This window comes from Citrifermentans bremense R1, assembly GCF_000426865.1.
GTDB classification, from domain to species: Bacteria; Desulfobacterota; Desulfuromonadia; order Geobacterales; family Geobacteraceae; genus Geomonas; species Geomonas bremensis.
The window spans coordinates 412765-432628 of record NZ_AUGE01000001.1; the positions used below are offsets into that span (position 1 = coordinate 412765).

Here is a 19864-nt window from a genome sequence, read left to right on the forward strand (position 1 = left end):
GCTAATGAAAGATACAGTGCAGCCGATGACAGCCGAATCGGTGGGGGAGCTTTTGAGGGAAGCCGGGGCCGAGGTGATGGTCAGGTCCGGCAGGAGTGACAGCTACAGCGCTCCGAGGGAATTTTCCTTCGAGGTAAAGGCGCTTTTTAAAAACGGGATGGGGCTTCACGTGGTGGCGCGCCAGTTCAACTATCGCGACCCGTGGGAAGCGGAGGGGCGGGTAAACGACCTGGTCGACGTCATGCTTTTGCGTGACGGAGCCCTGACCCCGCTCCCCAAAGGCTACCCCTACTTCCAGGGTATCGACGAGGAATGCGGCCTCGACGAGGAAAAGCTGCGCGAGGTGATCGACTGCGTGAAAAAGGTGAACGTGAAGCTTTATCTGCTGCAGGAGATGACGGGAGATCTTTAAAAAAGGGGGACAGGCTACTTTTTGATTTGAAAAAGTAGCCTGTCCCCCTTTCAGTAAAGAGGTCAATCCAGGCAGCGGAAGACCCCGGAGCTCCAGAGGCAGCTGCCGCACGGCTCTGTGTTAACGTAGCAGTCCTGCTCGAACCGCTCGGCCTGGACCAGGTCGCAGGGAGAAGTGTTGCATTCGGCGCAGGAAGGGTAGTCGTGGCGCAGCACGTTTTGCCGGTAACGTAGGAACTCCTCGGAATTCCAGATCTCCAGCACGCCGCGCTCGGCGACGTTACCGAAGACCCGTGGCTCCACGGCATGTTCCCAGCCGTTGGCGAAGGAACGGCAGGGGTGCCAGAGGTGATAGCAGGGATGCATGCCGCCGTCCCAGGAAACAAAGGCGCTCCCCTTTTCGACGAAACCGCAGCCTCTCTTCTCCCTGCGCGCTATCTCCGGGAGCCTCAGGTCGATCCCCGCTTTGCGCGCCACCTGGGCCGCCTCCTCGAAAATCCCCTGACTCTGCTCGATGCGGGCGGTGTTCATGGCGAAGAGCCTTTTCAGGTCAAGCGTGATGCCGCGCTGCTGCGCGTCCGCCTTCATGGCCGCCACGAAATCTACGATGCGCCGCTCCTCGGCGGACTTCTTGTAATTCCAGAGGATGTCGAAATAGCGCCCTATCTCCACCCCCTTAAGGTCCGCCTTGCTCTGCCAGCACTGGAACAGCGTGATCGCCTCGTCGCTGCAAAGGTCGTAGCTGCAGTTTTCCAGGTGCGGTTCGTCGAACGGGTGCAGATGGGAAACGATGGCGAAGGCTACGCCCCGTTCCGCGGCCCAGGAAAGCGCCGCCGGCAGCTGCGCCAGGTTGTCGCGCATCACCACGAATTCCACGCCGATCTCCATCTCGGGACGGCGGCAGGCTACCTTCGCGGACAAAAGCGCCTTGCAGGCGTGCTCCAGGTCGGCGAGTTCGCTTCCGGCGCGGATGGCGCTGAAGGTCGAGGCGTCGACCCCGTCCATGGAGAGGCAGATCTTGTCCACCCCCGCGTCGAGGAGCGATATGGCGCGCAGGTGCGAGAGGAGCAGGCCGTTGGATTGGAACCCGATCCAGCTCCCGTTGGGCATGCGGCTCTTGGCGTGGCTTATGTACTGCTCCAGCCGGGTGTTTATCAGCGGCTCACCGACGCCGTTCAGCACCAGGGCGTCAAGGTTCGCGAGCGCCGGTTCCAGCGCCTGGAAGATCTCCGGGGAGAGATCGCCGTCCCGCACGCTGCCGCCGGAATTCTGTTTCATGCACATGACGCAGTTCAGGTTGCAGCGGCTGGTCGCCTCCACGAAAAGCTTGGAGGGGTACTCCAGGAAGGCGGGCTCTGTTGCCTGGAATTGGGAAAGCGCGGCAGCGGTACATTGTCGCATGGTGATCTTCCTCTGATTCAATCCTTCGAGCGTCTAAGCCCTACCTTTCAATCCCTCTGCGACGATTTCCGCGATGTCCTTCACCTTGGTTTGCCCGCTGGCGCGGTCCTTGAGGCCGTCTTCCATCATGGTCATGCAGTACGGGCAGGTGACGCAGATGGTGCCGGGGGATCCGGCCAGCGCCTCGTTGACGCGGTTCAGGTTGATCCTCTCTCCCAGGTGCTCTTCAAGCCACATGCGGCCGCCGCCGGCGCCGCAGCAGAAGGAATTCTCGCGGTTTCTCGGCATCTCCGCGGGGGCGGTACCGGTCGCCTGGGCGATGACCTTGCGCGGCGCCTCGTAGACGCCGTTATGGCGCCCGAGGTAGCAGGAGTCGTGGAAGACGATGTTCCCGCCCGTCGCCTCGTGCATATCCAGCTGCAACTTCCCTTCCCCCAGCAACTGCTCGATCAGCTCGGCGTGCGGGATGACCTCCAGTTCCAGGCCGTACTGCCGGTAATCGTTTTTGAGGGTGCTGAAGCAGTGCGGACACTGGGTGATCACCTTGGTCACCTTCTTCTCCTGGAACATGGCCACGTTCTCGCGCGCCATCTTGTCGAAGACATATTCGTTACCCAGCCTGCGCACGCTGTCGCCGCAGCACTTCTCTTCCTTGCCGAGGATTCCCCAGGAAATGCCAGCGGCGTCGAGGATCCGCGCCATGGAAAGGGTCACCTGCTTGGCGCGGGAGTCGAAGGAGCCGGCGCAGCCGACGTAGAAGAGGTATTCGGTCTGGCCCGCCTCGAACGGTTTTACTTCGTGGCCGCCGACCCACTTGCCGCGGTCGCCGGGGGCGATCCCCCACGGGTTGGAGCGCTGTTCCATGTTCTCGAAGAGGTTCAAAAGCTCCTCGGGGAAATCCGCCTCCATCTGGACCAGGTGCCGGCGCATCTTGTTGATCTTGGGCATCTGCTCGATGAAGACCGGGCAGGCGTTAAGGCAGGCGCCGCAGGTGGTGCAGGACCAGAGGGCGTCGACTTCCACGCTCCCCTCCCCTTCCCCGATCACCGGAACCGTCGCCACGCCGCCGCGCTGCAGCTGCGCGCCGTTGGCCAGGAGGTTCACCTTGATGTCGTGCATTACAAGGCGCGGGTTGAGCGGTTTCCCTGTAGCGGCCGCGGGACAGGCGTTTTCGCAGCGCCCGCACTCGGTGCAGGAGAAGGAATCGAAGAGGTCCTTCCAGGTGAAGTTTTCGATGCTCCCTGCGCCGTAGACGTTCCCTTCGGCGAACTCCTCCCGCGCCTGGGTGTTGGGCGTACCGAGCCCCTTGAAGTAGCAGTTGGGGATGGCGGCGAGGATGTGCATGTGCTTGCTGTAGGGGAGGTAGTTGAGGAAGAAAAGAAGCACCCCGGCGTGGAGCCACCAGGAAGCTACCCCCACTGTGCCGAGGGTTTCCGGGCTCAGGCTGGAGAGAGCGGCGGCGAGCAACGAGGAAAGCGGCATGACGTGAGCCGCGGGCTCGTGGCCCAGAGCGATCTCCGCGGCATGAAAACTGAAGTAGGCCAGCATCAGCGTCCCGATCATGGAGAGGATGGCGAACGCCTCGCCGGTACGCGCGCCTTTGTACGGCGGAGCAACCGCCCTCCGAACCAGGGCGATTACGACGGCGGCCAGGGCGAAGAGCGAGACCAGGTCGAACGCAAACAGTAGCGGCTGGTAGAGCGCCGCCGGGAGCAGCAGGGAAAGCTTCGCCGCCGGAAAGACGCCGGAGATGAGGAATTCCGTATTGGCCACGGCCAGGATCAGGAAGGACCAGAAGATGAAGACGTGGTTGACGCCGAATGGGCGCTTTACCACCCTTTTTTGCAGAAAGGCGTAGACGAACATCGCCTGCAACCGGTCCCAGGTGTTGGAGAAGCGGTCCTCGGCGGCGCCGACGGTGACCAGGCTGAAACGGCGGTAGCAGCTCCAAAGGAAGATGGTGCAGGCCGCAGCCAGAAGCGGCGTAAAGATAACAGGATCAGGTTGCATAGTAATATCCCTTCTCGAAGTTAAGTCCCCTCTCCCTCCGGGAGAGGGTTAGGGTGAGGGCAGCGCCCCAACCGGGTTACCCCCCTTACGCCGCCTCGACGTCCCGGTCGGCGGGCTGGCCGCCCGGGTTCTTCGCGGCCTTCAGCTCGCGCAGTATGGCGGTGATAGCGGGGACGATCTCGAACAGGTCACCCACGATGCCGTAGCTCGCTACCTCGAAGATGGGGGCTTCCTTGTCACGGTTAATAGCGATGATGAGATCGGAGTCCTGCATCCCCACCAGGTGCTGAATGGCGCCGGAGATGCCGCAGGCGATGTATATCTTCGGGCGCACCGTCTTACCGGTCTGTCCCACCTGCCGGTCGCCCGGCATCCAACCCGCGTCTACTGCGCTGCGGGATGCACCGACCACGCCTCCGAGTTCATCGGCCAACTCCTGCAGGATGGCAAAGTTCTCCTTGGCCATCATGCCGCGTCCGCCGGAGACGATGAATTCAGCCCCGGCGATATCGACGTGTCCCGCCTTGCTGTCGCGGATCACCTGCAGCACCTTGGTGAAGACGTCGGACTCGCTTAAGGGGAAGGAAGCGTGGACGATCTTGCCGCTGCTGCCGACGGTTTGCGCGGGCATCGGCATCACGTGGGAGCGTACCGTCGCCATCTGGGGGCGGAAGCGGTCGCACATGATGGTCGCCATGATGTTGCCGCCAAAGGCAGGGCGGGTCTGCATCAGGTTCCGTTTGGGGTCGATATCGAGGCCGGTACAGTCGGCGGTGAGCCCTGTCTTGACTCGGGTCGCCACAGCGCCTGCCAGGTCGCGCCCCATGCCGGTCGCACCCATGAGGACGATCTCCGGTTTGTAGCGCTCGATCAGGTGGCAAAGTGCGTCGAGGTACGGGTAAGTGCGGTAGTACTCCAGCACGGGCTGGTCCAGTAGGTACGCCTTGTCGGCGCCGTAGGTGAAGGCCTCATGGCAGAGGTGCTCCACCTTGTGCCCCATGACCACGGCACAGAGTTCCACGCCTAGCTTAGCGGCGAGTTCCTTCCCCTTCCCCATCAGTTCCCAGGAGACGCGGGCCGCTTCGCCCTCCGTCTGCTCCACGAAGACCCAGACGCCTTGGTAACCGGCGACGTACTCGCGTCGCGCCAGCTCCTCCGGGTCCGCCTCGTCCTCGGCAAGGTCCTGCTGCCCGGCGAGAGCCGCCAGAATCTCCAGCTCTTCCTTGGTGTAGAAGATCTCCAGGGCGGAGCCCGGGCAGGCCTTCACGCACTTAAGGCAGCCGATGCACTTGGAGAGTTCTATTTGCGGCTCGCCCGCATCGCTCATCTGGATGCCGTCTACCGGACAGCTGCTCTGGCAGCGCGCGCCGCAGGCGATGCATTTGCCCTCTAAGAGCCGAACCTTCCCGCGCGGCTTCTTCAGTTTAGGTTTTGCCTCACTCATCATTCTCCCCACTTTCGGTCACGTCCATCACGTCCACCAAGTCCATGGCGTCCATTCAGTCCACAAGGTTTGTTAGTGACTACACCGCCAGCATGTCCCTGGCCAAAAGCCGCTCCACCAGGAGGCGCGCGGTCCCCTTCGGGTCGTTCAGGCCGTCGCCGAGCATCTCGCCCTTGCTCCGCTCGGGAGAGAAGATCCTGCTCACCCAGGTCGGCGACCCCTTGAGCCCGATGCTGTTGGGATCGAGCTTCAGCTCGCTGTTGTCCCAGACCCGGACCTCACCCTTGGCAGCCTTCAGGCGCATCGGCACCGTTGGGTAGCGGGGGCGGTTCAGCTCGCGCACCACGGTGATCATCGCGGGGAGTTTCGCTTCCACGATCTCGTAGCGCCCTTCCAGCTTGCGCCTGACCCTGATCTTCTTAGACAGGAAATCCAGGTGCTCGATGCGGTCCACAAGGGTAAGCTGCGAAAAACCGAGCCGTATCGCAATGCCCGGGCCGACCTGCGCGGTATCCCCGTCGATGGTCTGCTTGCCGCAGAACACGATCCCCACCTCATCGTCCTGCGCCAGCTTGCTGATGGCGGCAGCGAGGACGTTGCTGGTGGAAAGGGTATCGGCGCCGCCGAAGGCGCGGTCGGAAAGGAGGATGGCTTCGTCCACGCCGAGCGCGAGCGCCTTTCTGAGCGCCGCCTCCGCGTTGGGCGGGCCCATGGAGAGAGCCGCGGCCTTGAAGCCGTAGCGTCCCTTCATGCGCAGGCTCTCCTCCAGCGCGTGTGTATCGTAGGGGTTGATGATGAAGGGAATGCCGTCGCGCACCAGCGTGTTGGTCACCGGATCGATCTGCACCTGGGTCGTGTCCGGAACCTGTTTAATGCAAGCAACCACGTACATGGGTCAAAACCTCTCTCTTCAGTTAGCTTTTATCCGCTCTCAGCCACGTCCATCGGGTCCACCAGGTCCATAAAGTCCATGTGGTCCACCAAAGCTTTTAGTGGCCGTTACTGCTCCAGCGGCGCTTCCATGCGCTTGGAAAGCTCCCACTGCTCCTTGAACAGGGCGAATGCCTCGCGCATGATGGAAGAAGCTTTCTTCCCCTTGCTGTCCATCAGCTGCTGAATGGCGTCCCTCTCGTCGTCGCTCATGCGGATCGAGATGATGTTGGCTTTCTTCTGGCTCCGGTCCTTCATACACTCCCCCTTGCTTGCTGCTTCCTTTGTTATGCTGCCTGGTTACAGCAGCTCGATCTCGTCTGAGGGTCTTACCACTCCGCCGCTCACCACCGTGGCGAATACCCCTTCCTTGGGCATGACGCAATCGCCGGCCTGGTAGAAGATGGCGCAGCGGGTATGGCAGACCTTTCCGATCTGGGAAATCTCCAGCACCACCGGGCCTATGGCCAGCCGTGAGCCGATCGGGAGGTTGACCAGATCCACTCCGCGGGTGGTGATGTTCTCCGCGAAGTCGCCGGGCCCCACGGAGAGCCCAAGCGAGACCATCTTATCGATGCTCTCCTGGGCCAGGAGGCTCACCTGGCGGTGCCAGTCGCCGGCATGGGCGTCGCCGATGATGCCGAAATTTTCCCGGACATGCACCGACTCCATCGGCGTCTTTTTCTCCCCTTTGCTCTTGCTCACGCTTACCGCGACTATCGAACCGGACATATCTCTTTCCTCCGTAATCCCTGTCCCTGATCCTGGTGCTGAAGGCTACTGTTCGCTGCCCCCAGTCCCTAGCCCCTGCTTTTATCCGCCGATGCGGGACATGTTGACCGTTATCTTCTCCGCCTCCGGCTCGGCTATATGATGCCGTCCGGGCTTGTGCGTCACGATGCGCCGGATCTCTTCCTGCAGCCGGTAGGGATCGAGGCTTAACAGCAGCGGTTTGAGATCGACACTCTGGTCGGAGAAAAGGCAGCCGCGCATCCTGCCGGCGGCGGTGACCCGGATCCTGTTGCAGCTCTCGCAGAAGTGCCCGGAAACCGGGGTGATGATCCCGATGGCCCCGGCCGCGCCCTCTATCTTGAAGTTGCGGGCCGGTCCCGCCATCTCTGCACCCACCATGGGGAGGAGCGGATAGCGCTCGGCGATCCGCGCGAGAATCTCGCTCCCCGGCATGCTTTGCGCGTTCCACCCCTCGTCCTGCAGGGTCGGCATGTACTCTATGAAGCGCACCGTGTACGGTTTTTCGATGCTGAGGGCGGCGAAGTCCAGGATCTCTTCGTCGTTCACCCCGCGCATCACTACCATGTTTATCTTGAGGTTCGAGAAACCGGCCTTTTCTGCTGCCTCTATCCCGGAGAGCACCCGCTTCAGGTCCGCTCCTCGGGTAATGCGGGCGAAGACCTCGGGCCTGAGCGAGTCGAGGCTTATGTTGAGCCTCGCCACCCCGGCGCGCTTTAAGGGCTGGGCCATCTCTTCCAGTTGCAGGCCGTTCGTGGTCAGCACCAGCTCCTTCAAGCCGGGCACTCGCGACAGGCGCTCCAGGAAAGGTACGATCCCCTTCCTCACCAGTGGCTCCCCGCCGGTGACCCGGATCTTCTCTATACCCTGCGCTATGCAGGCGCCCGCCACGCGGTAGAGCTCTTCGTAGCTCAGCATCTCTTTATGCTCGAGCTTCTCCACGCCCTGCGCCGGCATGCAGTAGCTGCAGCGCATGTTGCAGCGGTCGGTGACCGAGAGTCTCAAGTAGTTTATGCGCCTGCCGTAGGTATCGATCAGTGCCATGCCGCCACTCCCATTTACTTGATCTCCCCCCTTTGCAAAGGGGGGTTGGGGGGATTTTATTGGAATGAAGGGGTCCGCCTCGTGTACTGCCTGTTTGTATACAAAGGCAATATCGGTACCAACTGCGACAAAACGTCACACAAAAGTGCGGCGTCATGGGGAGATGGGGCACTAACATAGTGAATACATGAGGAACAAAGGTTTTTCGCGCTGCGGCAGGGGAGCTTTCGAGGCAGCGATGAGATGATGTATCACTGACCAAAACAACCGTACCACAACGGAGCAATCGCTCCATTATGGAACACGGCATCTGTTACTTTTCAGAACGAGGGGTCAAAGAGGGGGTAAAAGTCGTGTAAACAGGGTGCGCGTTAAGTATACGGTATCCTGAAAAAAAATAACAGATGCCGAAAAAAATACGACTCTGGCAAATTCTGGTATGGGGTTTGCGATAACCTAGAAAACCGTTTTAGGACAGTGTATGCAACTAGGACCTACGCAATGGTTAAACAACCGGGCTTGAAATCCGGACACAACAACAGGGGGAAAGACAAATGGCATTAGGAGAGCAGACGTACGGTTTCTACATTCCGACAGTATCACTGATGGGTATTGGTTCCGCTAAAGAGACCGGTGGCCAGATCAAGGCGCTGGGCGCATCCAAGGCGCTGATCGTTACCGACAAGGGCCTCTCGGCCATGGGCGTTGCCGACAAGATCAAGTCCCAGGTGGAAGAGGCCGGTGTTTCCGCAGTCATCTTCGACGGCGCAGAGCCCAACCCGACCGACATCAACGTGCACGACGGCGTGAAGGTGTACCAGGACAACGGCTGTGACGCGATCATCTCCCTGGGCGGCGGTTCCTCCCATGACTGCGCGAAAGGCATCGGCATGGTCATCGGCAACGGCGGCCACATCCGCGATCTCGAAGGCGTGAACAAGACCACCAAGCCGATGCCGGCATTCGTGGCCATCAACACCACCGCAGGCACCGCGTCCGAAATGACCCGTTTCTGCATCATCACCAACACCGACACCCACGTGAAGATGGCGATCGTCGACTGGCGCTGCACCCCGAACGTCGCGATCAACGACCCGCTGCTCATGGTCGGCAAGCCGGCGGCACTCACCGCTGCAACCGGCATGGACGCACTGACCCACGCGGTCGAGGCGTACGTGTCCACCATCGCCACCCCGATCACCGACGCTTGCGCTATCAAGGCAATCGAGCTGATCGCCGAGTACCTCTCCAAGGCAGTTGCCAACGGCGAAGACCTCGAGGCGCGCGACAAGATGGCTTACGCCGAGTACCTGGCCGGCATGGCGTTCAACAACGCTTCTCTTGGCTACGTTCACTCCATGGCTCACCAGCTGGGCGGCTTCTACAACCTGCCGCACGGCGTCTGCAACGCCATCCTGCTCCCGGCCGTCAGCCAGTACAACCTGATCGCTTGCCCGAAACGCTTCGCCGACATCGCGAAAGCACTCGGCGAGAACGTCGACGGCCTCTCCGTGACCGAAGCAGGCCAGAAGGCAATCGACAGGATCCGCACCCTCTCCGCTTCCATCGGCATCCCGACCGGCCTCAAGGCCCTGAACGTCAAGGAAGAGGACCTCACCATCATGGCTGAGAACGCGAAGAAAGACGCTTGCCAGTTCACCAACCCGCGCAAGGCAACCCTTGAGCAGGTCGTCCAGATCTTCAAGGACGCAATGTAAGACGAGCAGCAGCATCGCAGCAAAGCTCCCCTCCCCCTGGCGGGGGAGGGGTTTTTGAATCTCCGAGCCATGCGCCGCCTAAAAGGGACCACCCTCACGGAGCCAGGCCAACGGGTTTCGCTGGAAACGGCGGAGCCTCCCTCTTGGAAAGGAGCGCCGGCACCGATGCCGGAAACTAATTAAAAGGGAGCTTGAAAAGCATGGATAAGATTTTTCGCGTCAACATGACCGACCTCACCACGAAGATCGAAGCAGTTCCGGCAGCCTGGGCGGGCCTGGGCGGCCGCGCCCTGACCTCCACCATCGTGGCAGCTGAAGTACCGCCGACCTGTCATGCGCTTTCCGCGCAGAACCTCCTCTGCTTCGCACCGGGCCTTCTGACCGGCACCGCCGCAGCCAACTCCGGCCGCCTCTCCGCAGGCGCCAAGAGCCCCCTTACCGGCGGCATCAAGGAGTCCAACGCCGGCGGCACCGCCGCGCAGATGCTGGCTAAACTCGGCATCAAGGCCCTCATCATCGAAGGCGCTCCCAAATCCGGCACTTGGTACAACCTCTCCGTAGGCATCAACGGCGTCACCATCAACGAAGAGAAAGAACTCTTAGGCGTTGGCAACTTCGCCGTCATCGACGCAGTCGAAAAGCGCCTGGGCAAGAAGACCGGCGTTCTCACCATCGGCATCGCCGGCGAACTGAAGATGACCGCAGCGAACATCTCCGTTAAAGACCCGGACAGCAAGATCCGCAGCCACGGCCGTGGCGGCCTGGGCGCAGTCATGGGCTCCAAGCAGATCAAATTCATCTCCATCGACGGTGAAGGCGCGAAACCCGTGACCATCGCAGATCCGGAGAAATTCAAGACCGCGGCAAGGGCGTTCTCCAAGGCACTTCTCGACCACCCGGTTTCCGGCGAAGGCCTGCCGACCTACGGCACCAACGTCCTCGTCAACATCCTCAACGAAGCAGGCGGCCTCCCGACCAGGAACTTCACCACCGGCCAGTTCGAAGGGCACGATAAGATCTCCGGCGAGACCATGCACGACACCATCGCGGCACGCGGCGGCAAGGTGAAGCACGGCTGCCATGCAGGGTGCATCATCCAGTGCTCGCAGGTCTACAACGACAAGGACGGCAAGTACGTCACCTCCGGCTTCGAGTACGAGACCATCTGGGGCCTGGGCGCTGACTGCTGCATCGACAACCTGGACGACATCGCGAAAGCCGACAACCTGATGGACGACATCGGGATCGACTCCATCGAGACCGCCGTCATGTTCGGCGTCGCCATGGAAGCCGGCATCCTCAACTGGGGCGATTCCAAAGAGATGCTCCGCCTTCTGACCGAAGAGATCGGCAAAGGGACTGCCCTCGGCCGCATCCTCGGCGGCGGCGCCGGCTCCGTCGGCCGCACCTACGGCGTCACCCGCGTCCCGGTGGTCAAGAACCAGGGGATCCCGGCCTACGACCCGCGCTCCGTCAAGGGTATCGGCATCACCTACGCGACCAGCACCATGGGCGCGGACCACACCTCCGGCTACACCATCGCCACCAACATCCTGAACGTCGGCGGCTACGTCGACCCGCTCAAGAAGGACGGCCAGGTCGAGCTCTCCCGCAACCTGCAGATCGCAACCGCTGCGGTCGACTCCACCGGCATGTGCATCTTCGTGGCCTTCCCGGCTCTCGACATCCCCGAGTGCCTCCCGGCCCTGATCGACATGATCAACGCCCGCTTCGGCATCGCCCTTACCGGCGACGATGTCACCAACCTGGGCAAGCATGTCCTGAAGCTTGAGCGCAAGTTCAACCAGGAAGCAGGGCTCACCAACGTGCACGACCGCCTCCCTGACTTCTTCAAGAACGAGCCGGTGGCGCCGCACAACGCGGTGTGGGACTTCACCGACGCAGAGATCGACGAGTTCTGGAACTTCTAATAACCGCTCCACTCCCCGGCGTGACGAAAGTCACGCCGGGCTTTTTCGTTTCTACACACGAATGCGCAGGTGCCACATGCTGATCACGCTCAAGCTTTTCGCGACATTTAGAAACGGCAGGTTCAAGGTGGCCGAGCAGGAACTCCCCGAAGGGACCGACGTGCGGGCGGTAGTGCTCAGCCTCGGGCTCACCGAGGAGGAGATCGGCATCGTCATGCTGAACGGCAGGCACGGGGAACTCGACTCCAAACTCTCCGACCACGACACCCTTTCACTGTTTCCATTGGTAGGAGGAGGCTAACATGCTCAAAGCTGTCACCTTTCTCAAGGAATCCACCCAGGGGGGAATGCTCTCCTGGAGCGCCCAGAGCCAAGCCGTGGTCCAGTTCGGCCTGAGGTGCCACGAGGTCGAGGCACTGGCCCTGGAAAACGGGATCTTCCCGGCACGCTACCAGCGCAACCGGAACATGATCTCGATCGAGGAGCAGCTCAAGCTGTTCCGCAGCCGCGTGGCGGTGATCGGCTGCGGGGGCCTCGGAGGGTACGTCATCGAGGAACTGGCCCGCATCGGCGTCGGCCACATCGTGGCCATTGACCCCGACATCTTCGAGGAGCACAACCTGAACCGCCAGATCCTCTCCACCCCGGCGACGCTCGGCAAGGCCAAGGTCGAGGCCGCCGTGGACCGTGTGGCTGAGATCAACCCCGCCGTCACGGTTACCCCCATCAAGGACTACTTCTGCCTCGCCAACGGCTCCGAGCAACTGGCCGGCGCAATGGTAGCGGTCGATGCGCTCGACAGCATCCCCTACCGGTTGGAACTGGCAGAATTTTGCACCGTGGCAGGGATACCGATGGTCCACGGCGCCATCGGCGGCTGGTACGGCCACGTGGCGACCCAGCTTCCCGGCGACACCACCGTGCAGAGCATCTACCGCCACTGGGTAGCGGGAAAAGGGATCGAGCAGCAATTGGGAAACCCCGCCTTCACCCCGGCCGTAGTGGCGAGCCTGGAGGTGGCCGAGGCCTGCAAGATCCTCCTCGGCAAAGGGGAGCTTTTGCGCGACCGCAAGTTGAGCATCGACCTGCTGGAGATGGAGGTTCACGAGATCTCCTACCCGAAGGTGCCCCCGGTCGAACTGGTCGTCGCGGCCTAACGTTGTACTGTGCAGGGCGGGCGTTCTTGCCGCGGTTGCAAGGCGCCAACTCTGCCACAGAGAAGTGCGAGGTGTGACATGCCAAGCTTTGAAGAAGCACGCGATATCATCCTGGCCAGCGTACACCCCCTGGGAGAGGAGATGGTCCCCCTCCTGGAGGCGGTGGGCCGGGTGGTGAAACGGGACGTCGTCGCCCCCTGGGACCTGCCTCAATTCGACAATTCCGCCATGGACGGCTTCGCCGTTCGCGCCGCTAATTGCAGCAAGGTTCCGGCGGAGCTTAGCGTCACAGGATTCCTGCCGGCCGGCGGTGACGGGCCGGCCGCGCTAGAGACAGGGTGCGCGGTACGCATCATGACCGGCGCCCCTATTCCCCCGGGGTGCAACGCGGTGGTCCCCGTTGAGGAAACCGAGGATATGGGCGACCGTGTGGTGATCCGGCACAAAGTGCTGCCGCGGCAGCACATCCGGCATCAAGGTTCCGACGTCGCGGCGGGAGCGCCGATAATGGAGGCCGGCACCACGGTACGCCCCGCCGAAATCGGCATGCTGGCGGCCATGGGGCAGGCGCTGGTCCCGGTCCACAGAAAGGTCCGCGTGGCGATACTTTCCACCGGCGACGAGCTGATTGAATTGGGCGAAGCCCCGTCCCCCGGGCGGGTGATAAACTCCAACGCCCTCTCGCTTGCCGCCGCCGTGCGCGAGGCGGGAGCCGAGCCGGTGCTGCTGGGGATCGCCAGGGACGACATCGAGAGCCACCGGGAGAAGATACATCAGGGGTTCCGGTTCGACGCCCTGATCACCTCGGCCGGAGTATCGGCTGGAGACCGCGACCTGGTCCGGGAAGTTCTGGCAGAGCTCGGGGCGCAGGAGCAGTTCTGGAAGATCGCCATGAAGCCCGGCGGCCCGACCGCATTCGCCCTAATGGATGGAAGGCCCGTCTTCTCGCTTCCCGGCAACCCCGTGTCCACCATGATCACCTTCGAACTGCTGGTCAAACCGGCGCTTTTGAAGATGATGGGCTACCGGAAGGTGGTGCGCCCGTTCGTGAAAGGGATACTCGCGGAGGATGCCCACAAGAAGGAAGGAAAGACCCACTTCATCCGGGTTACCGTCAAGAAGAGGCATGGCCGCTACGTCGCCTACTGCGCCGGGGACCAGCACACCGCCATACTGAGCACCATGACCAGGTGCGACGCTCTCGCCGCCCTCCCCTCCGAGGCCACCTTCGTTGCGGCAGGAAGCGAGGTCGACCTGGTCCTCTTGAGGGACGTGGAGCTGGTGCCGGAAACCACATCGTAGCCGCAGGCACAGGAGAAACCATGTTCAACCACTTCGACGAGCAGGGACAGGCCATCATGGTCGACGTGAGCGGCAAAACCTGCACGCTCAGGACCGCGACCGCACAGGCCCGGGTGCTGCTGAAACCGGCAACCCTGGCCGCCATCCTGGAAGGCTCGGTCGCCAAGGGGGATGTCCTGGGCGTCGCCCGCTTGGCCGGCATCGCCGCGGCCAAGAAGACCCCCGACCTGATCCCCCTCTCCCACCCGCTGGCGATTCATCACGCGGCCATAGAGTTCCGGCACGACCCGGCCACAGGCGAGCTGAAGATAGAGGCGACGGTACGGGCCTTCGAGCGGACCGGCGTCGAGATGGAGGCGATGACAGCCGCCTCGGTCGCGGCGCTCACCGTGTATGACATGTGCAAGGGGAGCGACAAGTCGATAGCGATAGCGGAGGTGGTGCTGATGTTCAAGGAAGGGGGCAAGAGCGGGACCTTCCGTCGCGGCGAGTCGTAGAGCCGGGGGAATCCATTCTCTTTTTGCTATATACCTTTTCCTGAATATGAGTTATAGTGCTCGCATCTCAGGAGGTGAACCCGAACATGAACGAACTATTGATGCTGGTCGGCTTCTTTGTTTTCTGGGTAGTGCTGCAGCGCTACATCCTCCCCAGGCTTGGGGTCCAGACTTGAATGTCGCCATCGTGCGCCCCCGGGGACCGGGGGGAAAAAGAGAAGAAAGAGCAGGAAAAATGAGAAGGGGCGCCGGTTGAAAACCAGGCGCCCTTTCCTTTTTGCGTGTGATGTTTAGCTTAAAGCTGAAGCTTGGGAAACAGGGAATGAAGTCCCACTCCCGTCAAGGGAGGGGGAGTCTATCTGCGTTTTAGTAGCGGTAGTGCTCCGACTTGTACGGCCCGTCCTTCTTCACGCCGATGTAGTCAGCCTGAGCGTCGGTGAGCTCGGTGAGCATGGCGCCCAGTGTCTTCAGCTGCAGGCGCGCCACCTTCTCGTCCAATTCCTTCGGAAGGGTGTAGACGCCGACCGGGTACTTGCCGGGGTTGCAGAAGATCTCCATCTGCGCCAGGGTCTGGTTGGCGAAAGAGGAGGACATGACGTAGGAGGGGTGCCCGGTGGCGCAACCGAGGTTGACCAGACGCCCTTCCGCCAGGAGGATGATGCGCTTGCCGTCCGGGAAGATGACGTGATCCACCTGCGGCTTGATGTTCTCCCACTGGTACTGCTTCAGCTTCGCGACCTCGATCTCGTTGTCGAAGTGGCCGATGTTGCAGACGATGGCGTTGTGCTTCATCGCCTTCATATGGTCATGGGTGATGACGTCGATGTTGCCGGTGGTGGTCACGAAGATGTCCGCCTTGTCAGCGGCCCATTCCATGGTCACGACCTTGTAGCCTTCCATCGCCGCCTGGAGCGCGCAGATCGGGTCGACCTCGGTCACCCAGACCTGGGCCTGCAGCCCGCGCATCGCCTGGGAGCACCCCTTGCCCACGTCGCCGTAGCCGCAGATGACCGCGACCTTGCCCGCCACCATCACGTCGGTGGCGCGCTTGATCCCGTCCATGAGGGACTCGCGGCAGCCGTAGATGTTGTCGAACTTGGACTTGGTCACCGAGTCGTTGACGTTGATGGCCGGGAACTTGAGCGTCCCTTTCTCGTGCATCTGGTAGAGGCGGTGCACGCCGGTGGTGGTTTCCTCGGTGACGCCCTTGATGCAGGCCGCGGTCTTCGAGTACCAACCGGGGTTGGTCTCCAGGCGCTTCTTGATGGCGGCGAAGAGGAACTGCTCCTCCTCGCAGGTGGGGTTGGCGATGACGCAGGGATTCTTCTCCGCGTCGCTTCCCAGGTGCAGCAGCAAGGTGGCGTCGCCGCCGTCGTCGAGGATCATGTTGGGGGCGCCGCCGTCGTGCCACTCAAAGATCTTGTGGGTGTAGTCCCAGTACTCGGCCAGCGTCTCGCCCTTGTGCGCGAAGACCGGGATCCCTGCAGCCGCGATGGCTGCAGCCGCGTGATCCTGGGTAGAGAAGATGTTGCAGGAAGCCCAGCGGACCTCGGCGCCCAGAGCGGTGAGGGTCTCGATCAGCATTGCTGTCTGGATGGTCATGTGCAGCGAGCCTGCGATGCGCGCCCCTTTGAGCGGCTGGCTCGCGGCGTACTCCTCGCGGATCGCCATGAGGCCCGGCATTTCGGTCTCGGCGATGATCATCTCTTTGCGGCCCCAGGCCGCCAGCGACATGTCCTTTACGATGTAATCGTTTTCTTTCATAGATGCTTCTCCTTTTGGTGGTGTTATCTGCAACAATCGTCTTTCAAGGGGGGACAGGCTACTTTTTCGTATAAAAAAGTAGCCCGTCCCCTTTTATTCCTTAACCGCCTTTACCAGCAGGACGACCTCTTGTCCGGCCCCGGCGGCGATCCGCTCTATCTCTACTGCGCCGAAACCGGCTGCGGCGATCCAACCTCTCAGTTCGTCTTCTTCGAACCCTAGCCACTGATCCGCCAACTGCTCGCGGGCCCATTCCCGCTCATGGCGCGCCAGGTCAGCCAAGACCAGCGCCCCGCCGGGCTGTAGCACACGCTGAATCTCGCCCAGTACAGTCATTGGATCGGCGGCATGGTGCAGCACCATGTTCGCTATCACACACCCAGCCCCGCCGTCGGCTATGGGAAGATGCGTCATCTCGCCCAACCGCAACTCGGCTCCCTGCTTTCCGCCGCTGCTGATGCGCCGGCGCGCCTCTTCGAGCATGGCCGGCGAATGATCCACGCCGATAACCTTGGCTGCACGCAAGCATAATTCGGGCAAGAGCGCGCCGGTGCCGACGCCGATCTCGAGCACGGTTTCCACGGCCGGAATCCGGCCCAGCAGACGGTCCAGGTAGGGCGGAACCGGCAGCAGCGTGCGCGACAGGACATCCCACTGCGCCGCGTGCTGGTCGAAAAACTCAAGGCTGCGCCTGCGCCTCGCTTCCAGGGCCAGCGCGACCGCGGCAAGATCTTCGTTTCGCTCCGGAAGCCGCTCCAACTCCTGCTCGAACTGGGGACGGATGGCGCAGAAAAAGGCGTTTCCCTCTCCCGCCCGGTAGTAGCTCCAGGTTCCCTGGCGCTTGACCGACAGGACCCCCGCCTCGGTGAGGATCTTCAGGTGCCGCGAGATGCGCGACTGCCCCATGCCGAGGATCTGGGTCAGCTCCTGCACCGTGAGTTCGGCGCGCAGAAGCGCGCCAACCAGACGGAGGCGGCAAGGATCAGCCAGAGCTTTTAGTAAATCGATCATATCCATCAACCCTGACGGTTCTATTAAATCAAGTTTTCTTGATATAGCATATGCAAGGAACGGCATCAAGCGCAAAGTTGAATTATTTAGCTCCAATCTTTGGCCTGAACCGGCCGCAACGCCCAATATGCTTCATGGCACCCCCCTCGCCCGGCCTTCGGCCACCCTCTCCCAGAGGGAGAGGGGCGGGGGTGAGGGAGGTTGATGATAAAAAATCCCCCTGCGGCTCAATGGCGACAGGGGGATCTTGTTGATGAACGATGATGGCGGCAGGAATGCCGCTGCTATTTGGCGCGCGTTACGCGGCTTCCTCGTGAGAGACGGCGCCGGTTTCCGCGAAGAGCTCGTCGAAAATCTCCTGCACGGTCTCGATGCGGGTTGCCTTGTAGGCGTTGGTGCCGCAGAAGATAAGGCCGCTGTCGACCTCGCCACGCTGCGCACGGTCCAGGGACCTGACGATGCAGAAACGCTCGCCGCTTTCCTTGTAGGAGCACTTCTTGAGACAGCCGTGGCTGCAGGAGGAACCCCGGTCCCGGTCGTAGCCGATGATCCCCTGCTGGTTGGTGAGAATGGCGCGCCCCGGAAGACCTGCAGGACTCATGATGAGACCGATGTCCTCCTTCTTGCAATCCAGGTAGGCCTGCTTGAAGGCGTCGTCAGCGTCGCACTCCACGGTGGTCACGAAGCGGCTCGCCATCTGTACCCCGTCTGCCCCTTCGGCGAGGGCGTGCAGCACATCGGCGCGGTCCCAGATTCCGCCGGCGGCGATGATGGGGATGTCGAGGTTGTATTCGGTACGGAAGAACTCCTTTACGCCGCGCATGGTCTCGTACTGGTCGTAGTCGCCGTTGCCGATGTTTTCTATCTTTTCACCCAGGTGGCCGCCGGCGGTGTCGGGATCCTCAACCACCACGGCATCCGGGAGGCGGTTGTAGGCCTTGTCCCATTTTTTGGCGATCAGCTGCGCGGCGCGCACGGAGGATACGATCGGCACCAGCGCCACGTCGGGTGCGTGCGCGGTCAGTCCCGGCAGGGTCAAGGGGAGTCCCGCCCCGCAGACGAGCACTTTGGCGCCGCCTTCGACGGCGGCAACGACCAATTCCTCGAAGTCGGTGAGGGCGACCATGACGTTCACGCCGACGATGCCGTCGGGCGCAATCTCATAGGCCTTGCGCAGTTCCTCTTTGAGAGCGAGGGAGCTGTTCTTGAGATAGTTCGAACCGTTGAAAAACTCGCTGTTCAAGACGATGCCGGGTGAAGCGACAAGGCCGACCCCTCCGCACTTGGCTACGTGCCCTGCGAGAGATCCTGCCGAAATGCGCACTCCCATGCCGCCCTGGATGAGCGGGTAGCGTGCCTCGTGTTTTCCTATGCGTAACGGTTTAAACATGTCTTCCCTCCTGAGCTGGACCTGCACGTTTACACATTATCAGAGAACAGTGTTTGCTTTTGTAATAGTAATGTAAAACGAAGCCCTTCCCCTCCAATGAGATACCCCTTGCAAAAACGGACCTGCGATGCTACAGGTGGGTGCATGAAGTCGCAAAGAAAACTCTCCAACCCGTTGATTGCACTGATAGGAATCCAGTTGATCTGGGTGGTCATGGTCATCTCCTGGGTTTACTGGTTCGTGGGCCGCAACAAGGAATTCCGCCAGCTGGCGCTGCGCTACAAGCCGGAGCTCGTAGCCCAAGGGGTGGAGTGGCTGGTACTGGTCGAGGGGCTTTTGATGCTGGTCGCCGTCTTAGTCGGCGTCTACGTCATCTTCCTGTACTGGCGGCGTCAGGCGAAGCTCTACCTGCAGCAGCGCAATTACATCTCGCAGCTCACCCACGAGCTAAAGTCACCGCTCACCTCGATCCAGCTCCATCTGGAGACGGTGAAGCTCAGGGACCTCCCCAAGGACAAGCTGGACGGGTTCATCGACACCATGCTCTCGGACACGGAACGGCTCAACGTGCTCACCAGCAACCTGCTGATGGCAACGAGGATCGAGTTCCGCCAGTTGGGAGAAAAGGCCAAGAAAATCGACTTCTCCGAGTTTGTGAAGGATTACCTGGAAGGAAAACGGGGCGAGCTGCCGGAAGGGGGACGCCTCACACTGGAGGTTGAGAAAGGGATCTCGGCGGTAATCGACGTCGAGGGGATGGAGATGGCGCTGCGTAACCTTTTGGAAAACGCCCTGCTCTATTCGCCGGTATCCCCGGAAATACGGGTTTCCCTGCGAAAAAGCGGCAAGCAGTGCCTGCTCGACTTCCAGGACAATGGCAAAGGGTTAAAGAAGAACGAGTTGAACAAGATCTTCGAGATGTTCTACCGGGTGCGCACCCCCGGTGAAAACATCCGGGGAACCGGCCTTGGCCTTTACATCGTAAAGTCGGTGGTGAACGCCCACGGCGGCAAGATCACCGTCAGCAGCGAGGGGCTCGGCAAGGGGTGCACCTTCCACATCGCGCTGCCGCTACCTGGCGGCCAGCAGCAAAGAGGTTAGCGG

Annotated in this window: 18 protein-coding genes and 1 riboswitch; of the genes, 8 read left to right on the plus strand and 10 right to left on the minus strand. The window is 61.6% G+C overall.

Features of this window, described 5'->3' with window-relative positions; translation table 11 throughout:
* The first annotated feature begins 4 nt into the window (after positions 1 to 4).
* Positions 5 to 412, plus strand: a complete 408-nt coding sequence (locus K419_RS0101880; RefSeq protein WP_026840080.1) for a hypothetical protein — start codon at positions 5 to 7, stop codon at positions 410 to 412.
* 62 nt (positions 413 to 474) lie between these two features.
* On the opposite strand, the gene K419_RS0101885 is transcribed toward K419_RS0101880, so the two are convergent.
* From K419_RS0101885 to moaA, 7 genes are all read right to left on the minus strand, one after another.
* Positions 475 to 1812 carry a radical SAM/SPASM family putative metalloenzyme maturase gene (locus K419_RS0101885; protein ID WP_026840081.1) on the minus strand — a complete coding sequence of 446 codons (1338 nt, stop codon included), beginning with the start codon at positions 1810 to 1812 and terminating at the stop codon, positions 475 to 477.
* Positions 1813 to 1845: 33 nt separating this feature from the next.
* Positions 1846 to 3822, minus strand: a complete 1977-nt coding sequence (locus K419_RS0101890; protein ID WP_026840082.1) for a (Fe-S)-binding protein — start codon at positions 3820 to 3822, stop codon at positions 1846 to 1848.
* An 85-nt stretch (positions 3823 to 3907) separates the two neighbouring features.
* Positions 3908 to 5266 carry an electron transfer flavoprotein subunit alpha gene (locus K419_RS0101895; RefSeq protein WP_026840083.1) on the minus strand — a complete coding sequence of 453 codons (1359 nt, stop codon included), beginning with the start codon at positions 5264 to 5266 and terminating at the stop codon, positions 3908 to 3910.
* A 79-nt stretch (positions 5267 to 5345) separates the two neighbouring features.
* A complete protein-coding gene (locus K419_RS0101900) occupies positions 5346 to 6158 on the minus strand; it encodes an electron transfer flavoprotein subunit beta/FixA family protein (RefSeq protein WP_026840084.1) in 813 nt (270 codons plus the stop codon).
* A 107-nt stretch (positions 6159 to 6265) separates the two neighbouring features.
* A complete protein-coding gene (locus tag K419_RS0101905) occupies positions 6266 to 6454 on the minus strand; it encodes a hypothetical protein (protein ID WP_026840085.1) in 189 nt (62 codons plus the stop codon).
* Between the two features lie 42 nt (positions 6455 to 6496).
* On the minus strand, positions 6497 to 6928 hold the full coding sequence (locus tag K419_RS0101910) for an MOSC domain-containing protein (RefSeq protein ID WP_012529785.1): 432 nt from the start codon (positions 6926 to 6928) through the stop codon (positions 6497 to 6499).
* A gap of 81 nt (positions 6929 to 7009) precedes the next feature.
* Positions 7010 to 7990 (minus strand): GTP 3',8-cyclase MoaA, encoded by a 981-nt coding sequence (gene moaA, locus K419_RS0101915; RefSeq protein ID WP_026840086.1) that lies wholly within the window; start codon positions 7988 to 7990, stop codon positions 7010 to 7012.
* Between the two features lie 554 nt (positions 7991 to 8544).
* Here moaA and K419_RS0101920 point away from each other — a divergent pair.
* The 6 genes from K419_RS0101920 (at position 8545) to moaC (ending at position 14595) form a co-directional block, all read left to right on the plus strand.
* The gene (locus tag K419_RS0101920; protein ID WP_026840087.1) at positions 8545 to 9708 is read left to right on the plus strand and encodes an iron-containing alcohol dehydrogenase; all 1164 of its coding nucleotides are present in this window, start codon (positions 8545 to 8547) and stop codon (positions 9706 to 9708) included.
* Positions 9709 to 9756: 48 nt separating this feature from the next.
* A riboswitch (molybdenum cofactor riboswitch) is annotated at positions 9757 to 9878 on the plus strand.
* A 30-nt stretch (positions 9879 to 9908) separates the two neighbouring features.
* Positions 9909 to 11639 (plus strand): aldehyde ferredoxin oxidoreductase family protein, encoded by a 1731-nt coding sequence (locus K419_RS0101925; RefSeq protein ID WP_026840088.1) that lies wholly within the window; start codon positions 9909 to 9911, stop codon positions 11637 to 11639.
* A gap of 76 nt (positions 11640 to 11715) precedes the next feature.
* The gene (locus K419_RS0101930) at positions 11716 to 11940 is read left to right on the plus strand and encodes a MoaD/ThiS family protein (protein ID WP_012529781.1); all 225 of its coding nucleotides are present in this window, start codon (positions 11716 to 11718) and stop codon (positions 11938 to 11940) included.
* A gap of 1 nt (position 11941) precedes the next feature.
* Positions 11942 to 12796 carry a HesA/MoeB/ThiF family protein gene (locus K419_RS0101935; protein ID WP_026840089.1) on the plus strand — a complete coding sequence of 285 codons (855 nt, stop codon included), beginning with the start codon at positions 11942 to 11944 and terminating at the stop codon, positions 12794 to 12796.
* A gap of 78 nt (positions 12797 to 12874) precedes the next feature.
* Positions 12875 to 14098: a molybdopterin molybdotransferase MoeA gene (locus K419_RS0101940; protein WP_026840090.1), complete on the plus strand. Its 1224-nt coding sequence runs from the start codon at positions 12875 to 12877 to the stop codon at positions 14096 to 14098.
* Between the two features lie 20 nt (positions 14099 to 14118).
* Positions 14119 to 14595, plus strand: a complete 477-nt coding sequence (moaC, locus tag K419_RS0101945; RefSeq protein ID WP_026840091.1) for a cyclic pyranopterin monophosphate synthase MoaC — start codon at positions 14119 to 14121, stop codon at positions 14593 to 14595.
* A gap of 366 nt (positions 14596 to 14961) precedes the next feature.
* On the opposite strand, the gene ahcY is transcribed toward moaC, so the two are convergent.
* The 3 genes from ahcY to K419_RS0101965 all read right to left on the minus strand — a co-directional run bounded on the left by ahcY (position 14962) and on the right by K419_RS0101965 (position 18760).
* Entirely contained in the window at positions 14962 to 16359 is a 1398-nt protein-coding gene (gene ahcY / locus K419_RS0101955; protein ID WP_026840092.1) for an adenosylhomocysteinase, read from the minus strand.
* Positions 16360 to 16452: 93 nt separating this feature from the next.
* Entirely contained in the window at positions 16453 to 17370 is a 918-nt protein-coding gene (locus tag K419_RS0101960) for an ArsR/SmtB family transcription factor (protein ID WP_026840093.1), read from the minus strand.
* A 298-nt stretch (positions 17371 to 17668) separates the two neighbouring features.
* Positions 17669 to 18760 carry an NAD(P)H-dependent flavin oxidoreductase gene (locus K419_RS0101965; protein ID WP_026840094.1) on the minus strand — a complete coding sequence of 364 codons (1092 nt, stop codon included), beginning with the start codon at positions 18758 to 18760 and terminating at the stop codon, positions 17669 to 17671.
* Positions 18761 to 18904: 144 nt separating this feature from the next.
* On the opposite strand from K419_RS0101965, the gene K419_RS0101970 reads away from it, so the two are divergent.
* On the plus strand, positions 18905 to 19861 hold the full coding sequence (locus K419_RS0101970) for a sensor histidine kinase (protein ID WP_026840095.1): 957 nt from the start codon (positions 18905 to 18907) through the stop codon (positions 19859 to 19861).
* Positions 19862 to 19864: the final 3 nt, after the last annotated feature.

Coding starts and splice junctions, on each gene's coding strand:
- K419_RS0101925 (WP_026840088.1), top strand. CDS start 9,909: ATGGATAAGATTTTTCGCGTCAACATGACCGACCTCACCACGAAGATC.
- K419_RS0101905 (WP_026840085.1), bottom strand. CDS start 6,454: ATGAAGGACCGGAGCCAGAAGAAAGCCAACATCATCTCGATCCGCATG.
- K419_RS0101970 (WP_026840095.1), top strand. CDS start 18,905: ATGAAGTCGCAAAGAAAACTCTCCAACCCGTTGATTGCACTGATAGGA.
- K419_RS0101940 (WP_026840090.1), top strand. CDS start 12,875: ATGCCAAGCTTTGAAGAAGCACGCGATATCATCCTGGCCAGCGTACAC.
- K419_RS0101935 (WP_026840089.1), top strand. CDS start 11,942: ATGCTCAAAGCTGTCACCTTTCTCAAGGAATCCACCCAGGGGGGAATG.
- K419_RS0101890 (WP_026840082.1), bottom strand. CDS start 3,822: ATGCAACCTGATCCTGTTATCTTTACGCCGCTTCTGGCTGCGGCCTGC.
- K419_RS0101900 (WP_026840084.1), bottom strand. CDS start 6,158: ATGTACGTGGTTGCTTGCATTAAACAGGTTCCGGACACGACCCAGGTG.
- K419_RS0101920 (WP_026840087.1), top strand. CDS start 8,545: ATGGCATTAGGAGAGCAGACGTACGGTTTCTACATTCCGACAGTATCA.
- K419_RS0101960 (WP_026840093.1), bottom strand. CDS start 17,370: ATGATCGATTTACTAAAAGCTCTGGCTGATCCTTGCCGCCTCCGTCTG.
- moaA (WP_026840086.1), bottom strand. CDS start 7,990: ATGGCACTGATCGATACCTACGGCAGGCGCATAAACTACTTGAGACTC.
- ahcY (WP_026840092.1), bottom strand. CDS start 16,359: ATGAAAGAAAACGATTACATCGTAAAGGACATGTCGCTGGCGGCCTGG.
- K419_RS0101930 (WP_012529781.1), top strand. CDS start 11,716: ATGCTGATCACGCTCAAGCTTTTCGCGACATTTAGAAACGGCAGGTTC.
- K419_RS0101895 (WP_026840083.1), bottom strand. CDS start 5,266: ATGAGTGAGGCAAAACCTAAACTGAAGAAGCCGCGCGGGAAGGTTCGG.
- K419_RS0101965 (WP_026840094.1), bottom strand. CDS start 18,760: ATGTTTAAACCGTTACGCATAGGAAAACACGAGGCACGCTACCCGCTC.
- K419_RS0101885 (WP_026840081.1), bottom strand. CDS start 1,812: ATGCGACAATGTACCGCTGCCGCGCTTTCCCAATTCCAGGCAACAGAG.
- K419_RS0101880 (WP_026840080.1), top strand. CDS start 5: ATGAAAGATACAGTGCAGCCGATGACAGCCGAATCGGTGGGGGAGCTT.
- K419_RS0101910 (WP_012529785.1), bottom strand. CDS start 6,928: ATGTCCGGTTCGATAGTCGCGGTAAGCGTGAGCAAGAGCAAAGGGGAG.
- moaC (WP_026840091.1), top strand. CDS start 14,119: ATGTTCAACCACTTCGACGAGCAGGGACAGGCCATCATGGTCGACGTG.